Here is a 13,749-nt window from a genome sequence, read left to right on the forward strand (position 1 = left end):
TCCGCATGGGAGGTTTTTCTGTATTTTGGTACTTAGATTTGTTTTGGTTCGCCAACACTTTCTTTTAGGTGTTTACGAATGGTTTCAAATGAGAAATTTTTTGAATCCATACGTTTTGGCAGAATATATGCGCCTTGCTGATCTTTGACTTTAAAATTGATCAGTAAGAAATCAGGCGTGTTGTACCATTCGTACATATCTTTCCAGCCAACAGTACCAACCCCTTCTTGCATACCCATTTGTTGACGCATAACAAGACCATGAGGCTGTACGCCTAAACGAATGCCTTTAATTTCCTGTGCAGGAAATTCGTTCATTTTGCGTTTGACATACCACTCTAAGCCAAATTTACGAATAGCCAAGTAGATAATCACACAGACAATCGCAACCCAACAAAAAATAGTTGAGTAGTTTTTGATAAGCGCGATTCCTAAAAGTGCTAATACCACAACAGCACCCATAATTGCCCAAGCTTTTAGACTGATTTTGTTGGTACTGCGCCAAATCATTAACTGCGCATTACGCTGTTCGGCTTCAGAAACTTCATAGTTTACGGGTTGCAAAGTATATGCATATAAGGATTTAGCGGTCATAGTGAATCGTTACAAATAGAAACTCAAAAAAGTTTAGCATTAAACATTGGCGAAACGTCAACATATTACACCAAAATCGCAGCTTTTACAGAGATGCCAACTCACTGGCATCGGTATTGTGCTCATTACTTAAATTTTGTTTCAAGGTCATGAGCTGGTTCAGTATGCCAAACATTAGCGAAAGTTGCTGCAAAATTATCAATGCTTTCTGATCGTCCTGATTATTTTGTGATAAACGTTGTCGAATATTTTGTACCATATTTGGCGCATTTAAATTTGGGCGTTCATCACGCAGGAGAGCGCCACGAATGTCATCTAATGCAGTATCGAGCAAAGTCAGAATTTCAGGATCTTGAATTTGCTCACGATGTGCACCGAGTGCAGCAATATAGCTTAAAAAGGTATGGCTCAAGCAGAGTAGATCAAATGCTGCTGTTTTTTGACTAGGGTCAAAATCAGGTTCTGTTGCTAGTGTTGAAATCAGTGAAGCCAGTTCTGCGTCGCGGTTATGTGCGGTACGACGTTTAACACGATAATCTAGCCCGTTATTGCGACCATGACGGTATTGTTGAATGACTTCAGTTAAATAGTCACATTGCGCGTTGAGTGTGCGGCGAATGCTATGTGGTAGACGACGGAATTTCCAGTCTGGGAAGATAAAAGTGACGCCTAACCATGCAAAACCACAGCCAATCAATGTGTCGATCATGCGTGGGAAAGCTGCCGTTGTACCCATTCCATCAAGATTAAAATTGATTAAAGCTAAAATGGTGATAAATGCTGTGGCTTGGGCATATTGTTTACTACGAAGTTCAAAGAACAAGATGCCACTTAAAATGAGCATGATTAATTGTCCCTCAAGGGAAGGAACAAATTTTAAAATGGCTAATCCGATCAGAATACCCAGTAACGTGCCCCAAATTCTCAGACGTAAGCGACGTTTGGTCGCATTAAAGTTAGGCTGGCTAACAAATAATGCGGTCAATAGAATCCAGTAACCATATTGAATATGATCATGGGTGAACTGTACAAAAATATAAGCACAAAACAGTACAGTAGATAAGCGAATCGCATGTCGAAATAAAACAGATTCAGGGGTGAGATTCTGCATAATGCGTACCTTGATATCTGCCCAACCTTTTAGATCATCATCTTTCAGTTGTTGATCTTGTTGTTTGCTCATTTCCATGCTTATGGCACGTTCTGCTTCTAGGTTGCGTAACTGTCCATCAATCGCTTTTAAGTTTTGATAGAGTGATAGGAGCGCATTGACCCAAATGGGATCGTCAGGATATTGCTCTGGTAATTTTTTGAGAGATAAGCGTAGGTTTTCAAACGCATGTTTAAAGCGTGTATTGTGCTGATAGGGTGTTTGCTTAATGATGCTGTCACTCAAATCCTTACAGGCTTTACCTTGCAAAGATAAAATGCGTTGAAAGCGAAAAAGTACATCACTGTGCTTAAAGTTATCTGCCAGTTGTTGATAGTCAATATGAGCTGAATCGGCACGTTCATGAATATCTTGCGCAACAAAATAATATTGTAAACTGCGACGCGTATCTTTTTGCCCACGGTCACCTTTTAGGCGGGTGAGTAGTGCGGTTTTCATGTCATTAAACAGTGCAATCAATTTGCCATTTTCCATCGACAAATCGATCATGCTTTGTCGATAGCTTTCTGGTGTCATATCGACATCGAACAAGTTGGATTTGGAAAATAAAAAATCACCAAGACAAGCGTAGCTTTGCGCTAATTTGACTTGGACGGGACGAATCGGAAACAGTAAAAAACTGATGGTTGAGAGTAGGCCATACCACACCGCCCCAATAATCAATAGCAGAGGTTGCATGTACCATTCATCAAACAAATGCACACCGAGCATGGCATACACAGAAACCACCAAACAGCCATATGAAATTGTGGCGTAACGTCGCCCTAAAGAGCCTAATAAAATCAGTACAACACAGGCAATAATTAAACTAAATGCAAAGACAAAGGGGTGGGGAAATAACAGTTGAACTGAGCTTGCCGCAATAAAGAACCCAAAATAGGTATAGAACTGATTTAAAATACGAACCGTAAAGCGGTCATCAATATCACTTAATCCTGCTGCAACTACGCCTAATGTCAGCGGGATTGTTGCCAGTTGAAAATGCAGAAAATAAGGCACAAAAGCTGTTCCAATAAAGGCGATAGCCATACGGAAGTTATACATCAGCGATGCATTGTAGGTCACTTGACGAATGCGATTTAGCCCAAGATTCAAGTTGTATTTTCCCCAGTCAAAGATTGTCTTGTGATCAAAAATGTACAGTGAGTACAGTTTTTTAACTGAATCATGAAATTATACGTTGAGGATCATCAACTTGTCTTTAATGTTCATGATTAAAATGAGTGACTTGTTATTTTTACAGTATTTTTAGGAAACTTTGAGGTAATCACCATCTGCGGTGACATTATGTCCGAAGCCACAACTGCTGTCGGGTGAACCATTGGTCGTTGTGGTGACATGCAGTCGATCTGGTTGGAATTTGAGTTCAATTCGGCAAAAATCATGCTCGATTGGATCAGGATATGTCCAAGTCGATTGTCGATTTTGAATTTTTCCTTGATATTCATACTCACCGAGATTTGGCCCATAGAGCAAACCATTTAAACCAAAATATAGACCTTCAAAATGAATCTGATATTGCTGATGGGCTTGGACTTTTACAGTATAGCTTTGCCAACTACCTAAGCCTGCATACATCCAGTATTCACCAGCGACACTGTTGTTGGTTGAATGTTGTGGAATCAGTTTTAAATTGAATGCAGTTTTTGGCGATTGAGGTGCAAGGCTCAGCCACGCTTTGGCTTTGCCATAATCATGAGTTTTGATATAGGTTAGGGCAATGCTGTTGTATAAGGTATCCAAACTGTTTTGGGTCAAATAAGCAGAATTTTTTGCAGTGAAAATCTGCTTGGCTTGATCACTCGGATCTTCTTTCATGCGTAAACAGCTTTCCAAATATCCCACATGTTCTGTCCAAACTTTGCGGGCTTGTAGATACTGTGCTTTTTGATAGTACTGCATGGCCTGAGTATTTTTTGCTGCGAGTGTGGTACAAAACTTGAGTTGCTGGGTTTCATTTTCTGGCCAGTCTGCATGTGCGAAAGAACTCATGACAAGGCATAGACTGGTGCTAATGAGACTTATTTTTAAAATAGAAGACATGATTTATTCTCAAGCGATTTGCAATTTTGTTACAGCATAAAAGTAATCGTTTTCGGCATAATCAGCTTTTTTGTATCTGATAAAAATAGTGAAAATGAAAAAAAGTATCGCAGTGGGTATGTTACTTGGCGGCATGGCAGTTTTTGCCCATGCAGATGATGGCTCATTTCAATATAAAGACTGGGAAATGACTTGTGACAATACCCGAACCTGTCGTGCAGCTGGATATTCGAGTGATGATGCACAAGCAAGGGTGTCTGTATTGTTGATGCGTAAGGCGGGTGTGAATCAGTCGGTTACTGCCAAGCTTCAACTTGCCGATGTGGGTGATGAGGGTGATCCTGCTATTCCTAAAGCCGTGGATTTCTGGGTGGGTCAGCAAAATTTAGGCAAAATTATTTTAAAAGATGCTGCTGGGAATTTTAATTTAGTACAAACCCGTGCCTTGTTAAGTGCTTTAAAAGGCAGCCAGCGTATTTATTTTGCTGCGGGCAAATCCCGTTGGGAACTGTCGAGTGAGGGTGCAAATGCAGTCTTACTGAAACTCGATGAACAGCAAGGTCGATTAAATACGCCATCAGCTTTGATGCGTGTGGGGAACCAGTCCGAGAAGTCAGTTTTAGCTGCTTTACCGATGCCGATTATTCATCAACAGAAAATTCCAGTCGCCAATTTAAAGCTTTGGCAAAAACAAGTGGATTGGAGTCTTCTGACCCAAAACTTGAAAGTGCAGCAAGCAAAAAACAAATCCGATGAGCGGGAATGTTCGAGCCTGACTGAAAATGATGAATACACCAAATTTGAGCCACAAGTCGAAGCAGTTTTACCGAATAAACGCTTACTGGTGAGTGGATTATGTTGGCGTGGCGCATATAACGAAGGTTATGGTTACTGGGTGATTCAGCAGCAAAAACCATATAAACCGCAATTGGTAACAACTGATGCATCGGGTTATGAGAATGGTGTGATTGAAGCATCACAGAAAGGTCGTGGTTTGGGAGATTGTTGGTGGCATGCCCAGTGGGTTTGGAATGGTCAAAACTTCGTAAAAAGTTCAGACACTACGACAGGCATGTGCCGTATGATTCAATTGGGCGGTGCTTGGGATTTACCGAGTTATGTCAGTCAGGTGAAATAAGCATGAGGGATGCGAAGTCAAACATCCCTCTATGGATTATGCTTGTGGATAGGCATAGTGCTGAAAAAATTCAGTCTGTTCCATCTGCTGTTGCAGCTTTACTGTGGTGGCATATCCGTGGGCATACTGAAGTGTGATACCTGAAGGGCAGACTTTGCAACCTGAAACCAGTCTGTTTTTGGACTGGCTCAAGCAACAGGTACAGCTTTATGAAAATGATTTAGGGGATGATACTGCGTTGTAACTGTAGAATCACATCCTCTAGCACTTTAATGCGTTTAATTTCATCCCAAAGTTGCTTGGCTTCAGGGTAGGCTTTGCTCATCATGCCGAGCCATTGTTTATAACGTCCGACCATGCCAATTTCAGTTTTGCTTGGGCCATTCAGGAAGCGAATTTGTAGTTCGACCAACTCCTGCCAAGACAGCAAAGCCTGATCAGATTTTTGGCGAATACATTGCGTCAAATCAGGTGTGGTAACTGCACCACGACCCAGCATCAAATCTTCACAGCCTGACTGGGCTTGACATGCTTTGGCATGTTGATAATTCCAGATTTCACCATTGGCAATGACATTGATTTTGAGTGCTTCGCGAATCGGTCGAATTTTTTCCCAGAAGGCGGGCGGGGTATAGCCATCGGCTTTAGTACGCGCATGCACCGTCAGCCAGTTTGCACCTGCATCTTCAATGGCGTGGGCATTGTCCATGGTGTGGTTTTCATCGAGATAACCTAAACGCATTTTGGCAGACACAGGAATGTGAGCAGGCACGGCATCGCGAACCGCTTTCACTAAAATATGCACGACATCAGGTTCATCAAGCAGAATAGAACCGCCACGGTGACGGTTGACAGTCTTGGCAGGACAGCCAAAGTTCAGGTCGATAGCAGGAGCACCAAGTTCCACTGCACGGACAGCATTGGCTGCTAACATTTCAGGATCATTACCTAAAAATTGCACATGCACGGGTGTCCCCGCAGCTGTTTTTCCACCATTCAGTAATTCAGGGCAAAACTGATGAAAAATATGATCAGGCAAAACTGAGTTGGTGACGCGAATGAACTCTGTGACACACCAGTCAAAACTGCCGACATGCGTCAGCACATCACGCATAATCGGATCGGTTAAGCCTTCCATCGGTGCAAGAATCAGTTTCAAAGCGATTGCCCTAAAAATAAAAACAGCGTTATACGCAAATTGTACAACGCTGTCGATCTTTTTCTAGGAATTGTTAGATTTTTAATTTTAGATAATAAAGGTTAGTTTGATTAAAATATAAAATGAAGATGTATCAGACTTTTAATAAAATCTATATGAAAATAGTTATTTAGATTTTTCAAAATTTTGATTTAAGCATTCAAGCATACAGTAGTGATTTGCATCATAAGTTGCAATCAGACCTTTAAACTGAGGGTTAATTTTTTGCGTGGGCATAATATGTTTGCATGTATTACAGCAAGACGACGTTTGTGTGAGCGATGTTGATGGAGATCGCGTATTGTTGCTTATCATCTTTTGAGCCTGTAATTCATTTTATGGTATGTCGAATTTAATATGAAATCGAAAAAATGAATAGATAAAATATTCCAATAAAATGTCTGTAGTATTATTTATTCATCTTGTTGGTATTTTGTTGATGGATAAATAAGATATGTAAAAACAGTTAAATATTTTTATTAACTAGATAATTTGATTGAAATTTATTCGAATTTGATTGGCAAAATATATAATAACAGTGATTTAAATAATAAAATACAAATTTTATATATTTGAAAAGAATAACTTTTTTTTATAAAAATGCCAAGTATGTCGCAAATTAATTTATGTAACAGAGAGGCGACTAGGTCACTTGATTAGCGACCTAAAATCATCTCCAAAATAAACTTACTGCCAATAAAGCCCACAGCAAGCAATACAAAGCCAATCAAAGTAAAACGAATCGCTTTTTGTCCACGCCAGCCAAACTTAAAGTGACCAACGAGCAACACACCATAGACAATCCATGAGATAATGCTAAATACCGTTTTATGTGCTAAATGTTGTCCCAAGAAGCTATCTACAGTAAAGAAACCAAAACCGAGAGCCACCGTTAAAACCACAAAACCTGTGATCAGCATGTCAAACAGCAATGATTCCATGACCTGAAAAGGGGGTAATAGATTGACCCACAACCGTTTTTGTTTTTTCTTTAACTCGCGGTCTTGGAACCACATCAAGACGGCTTGAATGGTTGCCATGAGTAAGACAGCATAAGCTGATAATGATAAAATGATATGTGCATCTAGCCCAAAAGAGTGTTCTTCAATAAACTGATTGGGCTGGCTAAACGCAAAACCAAAAATAAGCCCTGTCGCTGCAACAGGAATGCCCAGCAAATTGAGGGCAAGAACGGGACGATAGGTGCTATATACTGCGCTCAAGAGGAGCATTAACCCAGAAGTAAACGACATTAGGTTGAAAACGTCGTAATTGACCCCATGTGTTGTTAGCATGTCATGTTGTAAAATATAACCATGCAACAACAGACCTATGCTCAGAATGATGCCAATAAACCAACGGTTTGGCTCACGCTTCGCCAATAAGTGCATAAAGGAGTACCAAAAACCAGTGGTATAAGCGATTAAAGCCAGTATCGTGTACACCAAGGGGAGACTGATCATGTCAAACCTTTGTTGGAATAATGAATATTCATGCTATGCGATATAATTTCGATGTGAACTCAAGTATCCTATAGCATTTCATGCATAAATTTTCTATTTTTGAGAAAGATTTTTTTGCAACAGACCATTTTAAGCGGAATTTGCAATGTTTGACACCTTAACAGAACGACTCTCACAGAGTTTAAGAAATGTTACCGGTACAGGCCAACTGACCGAAGACAATATTAAAGACACCCTGCGAGAAGTGCGTATGGCACTTCTAGAGGCGGATGTTGCCTTACCTGTAACGCGTGAGTTTATCGCGAAAGTTAAGGAACAGGCACTTGGACAAGAAGTCATGAGCCAGCTCTCTCCAGGGCAGGCTTTTGTCAAGATTGTGCATGATGAACTGACCAAAATGATGGGTGCGGAAAACGAAACCCTTGATTTGGCAGCGAAACCGCCAGTGGTTGTATTATTGGCAGGTTTGCAGGGTGCAGGTAAAACCACCACTGCAGCAAAATTGGCACGCTTCTTAAAAGAGCGCCAAAAGAAAAAAGTCATGACGGTTTCTGCCGACGTTTATCGTCCTGCGGCGATTAAACAGTTAGAAACGGTTTCAGGTGAAGTTGGTGCAGAATTTATTCCGTCTCAACCGACAGAAAAACCGATTGATATTGTCAATCGTGCTATCGAACAGGCAAAAATCAAATTTGCCGATGTCTTGATTGTCGATACAGCAGGTCGTTTGCATGTCGATGAAGACATGATGGACGAAATTAAAGAATTGCACGCAGCGGTTAAACCAACTGAAACTTTATTCGTGGTTGATGCCATGACGGGTCAGGATGCGGCAAATACAGCTAAGGCATTTAACGATGCTTTGCCACTGACAGGTGTGATTCTGACCAAAACTGATGGTGATGCACGCGGTGGTGCGGCACTTTCAGTACGTGCTATTACAGGTAAGCCAATCAAGTTCTTGGGTATGGGTGAAAAACTCGATGCGCTTGAACCATTCCACCCAGAACGTATTGCCCAACGTATTTTGGGTATGGGTGACGTGCTGTCTTTGGTTGAGGAAGTTGAACGCAAACTCGACAAAGAAAAAGCCGAAAAAATGGCGAAAAAATTGCAAAAAGGTGGCAGCTTCAACTTTGAAGATATGCTGACGCAATTTGAGCAAATGAGCAAAATGGGCGGCATGATGGGCTTCTTGGATAAGTTGCCAGGTATGAGCGGAGCAGGTTTGCAACAAGCGATCCAGCAAGCTAATCCTGAAAAACAAGTCAAGAAAATGGAAGCGATTATCTTGTCAATGACGCTTAAAGAGCGCCGTAATCCAGACTTGATGAACCCAAGCCGTAAAAAACGTATTGCAGCAGGCTGTGGTATGGATGTTGCTGAAGTCAATAAATTGATTAAGCAACATGCGCAAATGGCGAAAATGATGAAGAAATTTGCCAATCCATCTGGCATTGGCAAAATGATGCGTTCACTTAGCGGTATGCAAAAACAGTTTGGTGGCGGCGGTGGCATGGGTCCATTGTTCGGCAACAACGATCAGAAGAAATAAAATATTCTGAAGATAAAAAAGGCGCAGATTGCGCCTTTTTTATGGTTCTTCTTCGGTGAGCGTCTGATTGCGATTATTCAGCAGATTCATTAGTAAATAACAAGGATCAAGCTGATTTTGAGGCTCTAAAGATTTTTCAGCAAAGCATTCATTTTTAGGAATGGCTTGACCATGTGTATCCCAACCTTGTGCGTGTAAGACATGCCAGTTTTTATCGAACTTTACTTTTAGCGCGGGGACATTTGGGCTATACCAATAATCACTTTGAGTTGAGCCATCAGCATATACAACATCTTTTGAAAGTACTTTGCCTTGTCGATTGTAAAGTTGGCTTGTCCCAATCAGTTGGTGCTTGGCATTATATTGCGTTGTAAAAAAGACCTCACCAGTAGGATAGTATAGTTTAATTTTTCCTTTAATCGATATAGGGTCAAAACTGTGTAAGTCCTGAGCATTATCTAGCCAAAAAGGATCGGACTGTTTATGTCGATTTTCAATATAAAAGTCTTGTACTAAGTATTGACCATGTGAATTTTTCTGTTTGATCACCCGATAGTAGCCTGTTGTCAGTGGAGTAGGGGAATACTCATTGCCAAACTGAATCGGGGAAAAATAAGCCACAATCAGTCCAGTAGATTGATATTGACTGAGTAAGGTTGCAGATGTTCCAAGTGAAATGAGGCAACCAGAACTAAAAGCCAGTATTCGAAATATATTTTTCATGATTGCCCCCATTGGTCACTGATACAGTTGCTTGGTGATCGTGAACCGATGTTAATCTGCCAGAGTGGCATTATTCTGATACAACTGCATCAGCAATTGATAGCATTGGTCATTGGTATTTTGAGGATTGAGCGTCTTTTCAGCAAAACATTGACTGTTTGCAATGGCATGTTGCTGACGATCCCAGCCTTTGGCAGAAGTCACCTGATTTTTGGCATTCATTTCAAAAGAGAGTGCCAAGTGTAGATTTTCAGGATACCAAAATTGACCTGAATATGAACCATCACTGCGATTATCTTCTTGCATGATCAGTTTGCCTTGAGCAGTGTAGGTAGTTGCTCGTCCAATCGGCTGATGCTGAGGGTTATAAGTGGCTTGTTGATACACCTTGCCATTTCGATAGTACAGCGTGAGATCTCCAATGATTGATGTAGGTGCAACATTTTTGAGATCCGCAGGATTGCTCAGCAATACAGGGCTAGATTGCGGCTGTTTCGATGCCTGAAAAAAGTCCTGCACCAAATAACCATGCTCATCATGCTTGATGAGAACACGATAGACATCGGCATTATGCGCATTGGTCAGTAAAACCCCACCTGTTTGCATAGAAGAAAAATAGGCAACAATATTTTGATTATTGGTGGTTGATTGAACAGGTGTCTGTGTGACAGGAGGCTGTACAGATGCTGGGTTTTGGCATGCAGTGACAATAGCGCCGCAAGTCAGTAACGCAAGTACTTTATAATGATTTTTCATGATAGTCCTAAGCTCAGGTATTGTTTTTGTGATGCAAAGTATAGTGTTGTAGACCTTTAAGCAAGAGATCTGATTCAACAATCGGGTGATAATCCTGTAAAAAAGGGGCAAATAATGCCGCATCACCCCCTGTGAGAATCAACTGGCGTGGCGATTGCTCTAAAATTTTTTGGATGGTGCTAATTAGCCCAAGTAAAATTCCATGATGTACACAATCGACGGTTGTTCGTCCTGGTTCTAGGTTTTCAAAGGCTGAATCTGGAATTTTAATGCCCTTGGTATTTTGAATCAGGGAGTCGCGTTGCAAATATAGGTTTGGCAGAATATAGCCCCCCAAATGTTGCATACCCTGAGTCAAATCAATGGTGAGGGCAGTGCCACAGCCAATCACACACAAATTCTGATCAGGATTTGCCACTGCCAAAAGTTGCAGCCAACGGTCAATTCCAAGTTGCTGAATATCTTCATAACCACAAAGTAAACCTGCGTATTCTCGTTGCACTTTGGCAATCGCAAGTGGGGCGTTGAGCCGTTTTAAAATGCGACTAATGCGGTCATTATTTTTCTTATCCAGTACCGAAGAAATTCCGATACGGCTAATCTGCATGGCTTTAAAGTGATGAACTAAGCCCAGTAATAAATCGGCAGGGGACTGCAAATGCAGCTCTGCGCCGTGTTCAATCACATCCGTACCTTGGGTAATCCAGTATTTTAGGCGTGTGTTCCCAATATCGAGCCATAAATTTTGCATGATATTCTCGGATTATTGTGCAGAAGGAAGTGGGCGTAAACGTCCCTGATAATAAACGGTTTGTCCTTGAGCGGTACTCAGGAGAATACCACCATCATTTTGAATGCCGAGGAATACGCCTTCAGCAATACCTTGCTGATGTTCGAAAACAACAGGTTCACCTTTAAACATCGCAACGCGATTAAAGCGTTCAGCCAAATTGTAGCAACCATGATTAAACCATGCGCCTGCCTGCTGAATCGCCACATATATGTCATGAATCAGTTCGATTCGGCTACGATTATGCAGTCCGAGTTCACTCAGAGAAGTGACTGCCTGATCTAAATTTTGCAGATCGGGTGGGGTGATAATGTTGATGCCGACCCCAACGATTGCTTGATGCGCAGAAATTGGCTCGACCAGAATGCCGCCCCATTTGCCTTGATTACTATAGAGATCATTGGGCCATTTAATTTGTAAATCAAAGTCTTTGAGCACAGGCATATGAATCAGATTTAAGGCAACTTCCAGTGCCAAACGTCCATCAATTGCTGTTTTGGTATTAATGACTGTGCTTAAATAGATGTTTCCTTGTGGTGAAACCCATTGTCTCTGATGCTGTCCACGCCCTTGTGTTTGTATTTCACTACACACCAAAGCCGTATGCATGCCTTGTTGCGCCAGTGCACGGACGTCGTCATTGGTCGATGTCGTGCTGTGTTTCAGCAATACAATATCGGGGGTACAGTTGGACTGTTCGAGTAGCTGCTGTAATTGACGAGTATCCGCATCCATAATCAATCATTCGTGGGAAAACATAAGATGGAGTTAATCATATATTTACTGATTGGTGCAATTGCAGGTTTTGCCGCAGGGCTGTTTGGCGTGGGTGGCGGACTGATTATTGTGCCGATTTTATATATTGTGTTTGCCCAACAGCATTATGCGCCCGACCTGATTATGCACATGGCGCTCGGTACGTCACTCGCTACGATTATGATTACCTCTTTAAGTTCGATTATGGCTCATCATCAGAAAGGCGCGGTGATGTGGACGGTGGTGCGTAATATTGCCCCTGGTTTAGTGATTGGTTCCTTTCTTGGCGCGGGTGTTGCCGATGTTTTATCGGGACATAGTTTGCAACTGATTATTGGGGTGTTTGCACTTTGGGTATCACAGCGTATGTTCTTTGGTGCCAATAAAACGGTTGATACTTCAAAACAACTCCCTACAGTTTGGCAACAGGCACTCGCTGGTTCGGGAATTGGCGTAGCCTCTGCAATTTTTGGAATTGGGGGTGGCTCACTGACTGTGCCGTACTTAAACAAACATGGCGTGGTGATGCAAAAAGCGGTGGCGACTTCAGCCGCTTGTGGTTTCCCGATTGCGGTTGCAGGTGCACTGGGTTTTATGTGGTTCGGTGCTAAACAGAGCGTACAGATTCCGCATGCGATTGGTTATGTGCATATTTATGCCTTTATTGGCATTAGTATTATGAGTTTTGTCACCGCCAAGTTTGGGGCAAAAGTGGCGCATGCCTTGTCCCCAGCCATGTTGAAAAAATGTTTTAGCGGCTTACTTTTTACGGTGGGGAGTTATTTTATTTATCAGGGTGTGATACAACTTTTACACAGCACACATTAAAAACAAAATTAAAAAATTCAGCAGGTGAAACATGCTTCAGCAGTCCGCACAACAATGTCTTGCCGAACAGATTGCAGATCGGATTGCACAGCAAATCATTACTGGCGAATTGTTAGAGGGCGAGCGTATTCCAGAACTACGCATTGCCAAGGAAATGCAAGTCAGTCGGGGTTCAGTACGTGAAGCTTTATTGCTATTACAACGCACCCATTTAATCGAGATTTATCCACGCCGCGGGGCAATTGTCACGGAAATGAGTGTGGAGCAGGTCAATCAGCTCTTTGAAAGTTGTGACATGTTGTTGAGTCAGTTGATTCAATGTTTTATCTATCAGCATGTATCTAGCGAAAAACAAAAATTTGAACAGCTTGAGCTGCAACTGGCACTGCATGTCAAACAGATGCAGTCCGAACAGTTTTATGATTTGTGGTTTTATTTTCTACTGAATCACGTGGGGCAATTCCATAATTTGTATTTCGCCCAGTTCTTTCAAGATTTGTTCCCCGCACTGCGCCGTTGTTATTTTTTAATCCTGAATACTTCGCGGCGGGATTTGGAGGAAACCTTTAATCGCATAAAATGGATGATTGATGCTATTTTGACCCAAAATTTGCAACAAGCCACTTTATTTATGCACGATTTTTGCCGACACTTGCGAGGGCTTGTGTTGGACTCCCTGACACGAATGAAACAGATCGAGTTGGCATGGGCACGTCGCTCACGTCATTAATTAGG

The 13,749-nt window shown here is 41.7% G+C and carries 13 protein-coding genes; 4 read left to right on the top strand and 9 right to left on the bottom strand.

What is annotated here, in order from left to right:
• Positions 1-32 precede the first annotated feature (32 nt).
• The 3 genes from LVY74_RS11785 to LVY74_RS11795 form a co-directional block, all read right to left on the bottom strand.
• Positions 33-593, bottom strand: a complete 561-nt coding sequence (locus LVY74_RS11785; protein ID WP_151710523.1) for a hypothetical protein — start codon at positions 591-593, stop codon at positions 33-35.
• 85 nt (positions 594-678) lie between these two features.
• On the bottom strand, positions 679-2,859 hold the full coding sequence (yccS, locus tag LVY74_RS11790) for a YccS family putative transporter (protein WP_237815231.1): 2,181 nt from the start codon (positions 2,857-2,859) through the stop codon (positions 679-681).
• 153 nt (positions 2,860-3,012) lie between these two features.
• A complete protein-coding gene (locus LVY74_RS11795; protein WP_237815232.1) occupies positions 3,013-3,756 on the bottom strand; it encodes a hypothetical protein in 744 nt (247 codons plus the stop codon).
• 145 nt (positions 3,757-3,901) lie between these two features.
• Here LVY74_RS11795 and LVY74_RS11800 point away from each other — a divergent pair, with 145 nt between their 5' ends.
• Positions 3,902-4,945, top strand: coding sequence for a DUF1176 domain-containing protein (locus tag LVY74_RS11800; protein WP_237815233.1), 1,044 nt, complete (start codon positions 3,902-3,904; stop codon positions 4,943-4,945).
• A 220-nt stretch (positions 4,946-5,165) separates the two neighbouring features.
• Here the strand turns inward: LVY74_RS11800 and LVY74_RS11805 are convergent, their stop codons facing one another.
• Both LVY74_RS11805 and LVY74_RS11810 read right to left on the bottom strand, forming a co-directional pair.
• Positions 5,166-6,104 carry a tRNA-dihydrouridine synthase gene (locus tag LVY74_RS11805; protein WP_237815234.1) on the bottom strand — a complete coding sequence of 313 codons (939 nt, stop codon included), beginning with the start codon at positions 6,102-6,104 and terminating at the stop codon, positions 5,166-5,168.
• A gap of 695 nt (positions 6,105-6,799) precedes the next feature.
• On the bottom strand, positions 6,800-7,606 hold the full coding sequence (locus tag LVY74_RS11810) for a cytochrome C assembly family protein (protein WP_237815235.1): 807 nt from the start codon (positions 7,604-7,606) through the stop codon (positions 6,800-6,802).
• A 145-nt stretch (positions 7,607-7,751) separates the two neighbouring features.
• Here LVY74_RS11810 and ffh point away from each other — a divergent pair, with 145 nt between their 5' ends.
• Positions 7,752-9,161: a signal recognition particle protein gene (gene ffh / locus LVY74_RS11815; protein ID WP_151710529.1), complete on the top strand. Its 1,410-nt coding sequence runs from the start codon at positions 7,752-7,754 to the stop codon at positions 9,159-9,161.
• Positions 9,162-9,200: 39 nt separating this feature from the next.
• Here ffh and LVY74_RS11820 read toward each other — a convergent pair whose 3' ends face one another.
• From LVY74_RS11820 to LVY74_RS11835, 4 genes are read right to left on the bottom strand one after another with little or no spacing between them, the layout of a single operon-like run.
• A complete protein-coding gene (locus tag LVY74_RS11820; RefSeq protein ID WP_237815236.1) occupies positions 9,201-9,884 on the bottom strand; it encodes a hypothetical protein in 684 nt (227 codons plus the stop codon).
• A 51-nt stretch (positions 9,885-9,935) separates the two neighbouring features.
• Positions 9,936-10,640, bottom strand: coding sequence for a hypothetical protein (locus LVY74_RS11825; RefSeq protein WP_237815237.1), 705 nt, complete (start codon positions 10,638-10,640; stop codon positions 9,936-9,938).
• 13 nt (positions 10,641-10,653) lie between these two features.
• Positions 10,654-11,391, bottom strand: coding sequence for a type III pantothenate kinase (locus LVY74_RS11830; RefSeq protein WP_237815238.1), 738 nt, complete (start codon positions 11,389-11,391; stop codon positions 10,654-10,656).
• Positions 11,392-11,403: 12 nt separating this feature from the next.
• Entirely contained in the window at positions 11,404-12,165 is a 762-nt protein-coding gene (locus tag LVY74_RS11835) for a biotin--[acetyl-CoA-carboxylase] ligase (protein WP_237815239.1), read from the bottom strand.
• A gap of 27 nt (positions 12,166-12,192) precedes the next feature.
• Here LVY74_RS11835 and LVY74_RS11840 point away from each other — a divergent pair, with 27 nt between their 5' ends.
• Together LVY74_RS11840 and LVY74_RS11845 are read left to right on the top strand one after the other, a co-directional pair.
• Positions 12,193-13,014 carry a sulfite exporter TauE/SafE family protein gene (locus LVY74_RS11840; RefSeq protein ID WP_237815240.1) on the top strand — a complete coding sequence of 274 codons (822 nt, stop codon included), beginning with the start codon at positions 12,193-12,195 and terminating at the stop codon, positions 13,012-13,014.
• Between the two features lie 31 nt (positions 13,015-13,045).
• Positions 13,046-13,744, top strand: a complete 699-nt coding sequence (locus tag LVY74_RS11845; protein ID WP_237815241.1) for a GntR family transcriptional regulator — start codon at positions 13,046-13,048, stop codon at positions 13,742-13,744.
• Positions 13,745-13,749: the final 5 nt, after the last annotated feature.

Origin of the sequence: Acinetobacter sp. ME22 (assembly GCF_022012315.1) — a bacterium.
Taxonomy (GTDB): Bacteria; Pseudomonadota; Gammaproteobacteria; order Pseudomonadales; family Moraxellaceae; genus Acinetobacter; species Acinetobacter brisouii_A.

Coding starts and splice junctions, on each gene's coding strand:
- LVY74_RS11785 (WP_151710523.1), bottom strand. CDS start 593: ATGACCGCTAAATCCTTATATGCATATACTTTGCAACCCGTAAACTAT.
- LVY74_RS11795 (WP_237815232.1), bottom strand. CDS start 3,756: ATGAGTTCTTTCGCACATGCAGACTGGCCAGAAAATGAAACCCAGCAA.
- LVY74_RS11800 (WP_237815233.1), top strand. CDS start 3,902: ATGAAAAAAAGTATCGCAGTGGGTATGTTACTTGGCGGCATGGCAGTT.
- LVY74_RS11810 (WP_237815235.1), bottom strand. CDS start 7,606: ATGATCAGTCTCCCCTTGGTGTACACGATACTGGCTTTAATCGCTTAT.
- ffh (WP_151710529.1), top strand. CDS start 7,752: ATGTTTGACACCTTAACAGAACGACTCTCACAGAGTTTAAGAAATGTT.
- LVY74_RS11820 (WP_237815236.1), bottom strand. CDS start 9,884: ATGAAAAATATATTTCGAATACTGGCTTTTAGTTCTGGTTGCCTCATT.
- LVY74_RS11825 (WP_237815237.1), bottom strand. CDS start 10,640: ATGAAAAATCATTATAAAGTACTTGCGTTACTGACTTGCGGCGCTATT.
- LVY74_RS11830 (WP_237815238.1), bottom strand. CDS start 11,391: ATGCAAAATTTATGGCTCGATATTGGGAACACACGCCTAAAATACTGG.
- LVY74_RS11835 (WP_237815239.1), bottom strand. CDS start 12,165: ATGGATGCGGATACTCGTCAATTACAGCAGCTACTCGAACAGTCCAAC.
- LVY74_RS11840 (WP_237815240.1), top strand. CDS start 12,193: ATGGAGTTAATCATATATTTACTGATTGGTGCAATTGCAGGTTTTGCC.
- LVY74_RS11845 (WP_237815241.1), top strand. CDS start 13,046: ATGCTTCAGCAGTCCGCACAACAATGTCTTGCCGAACAGATTGCAGAT.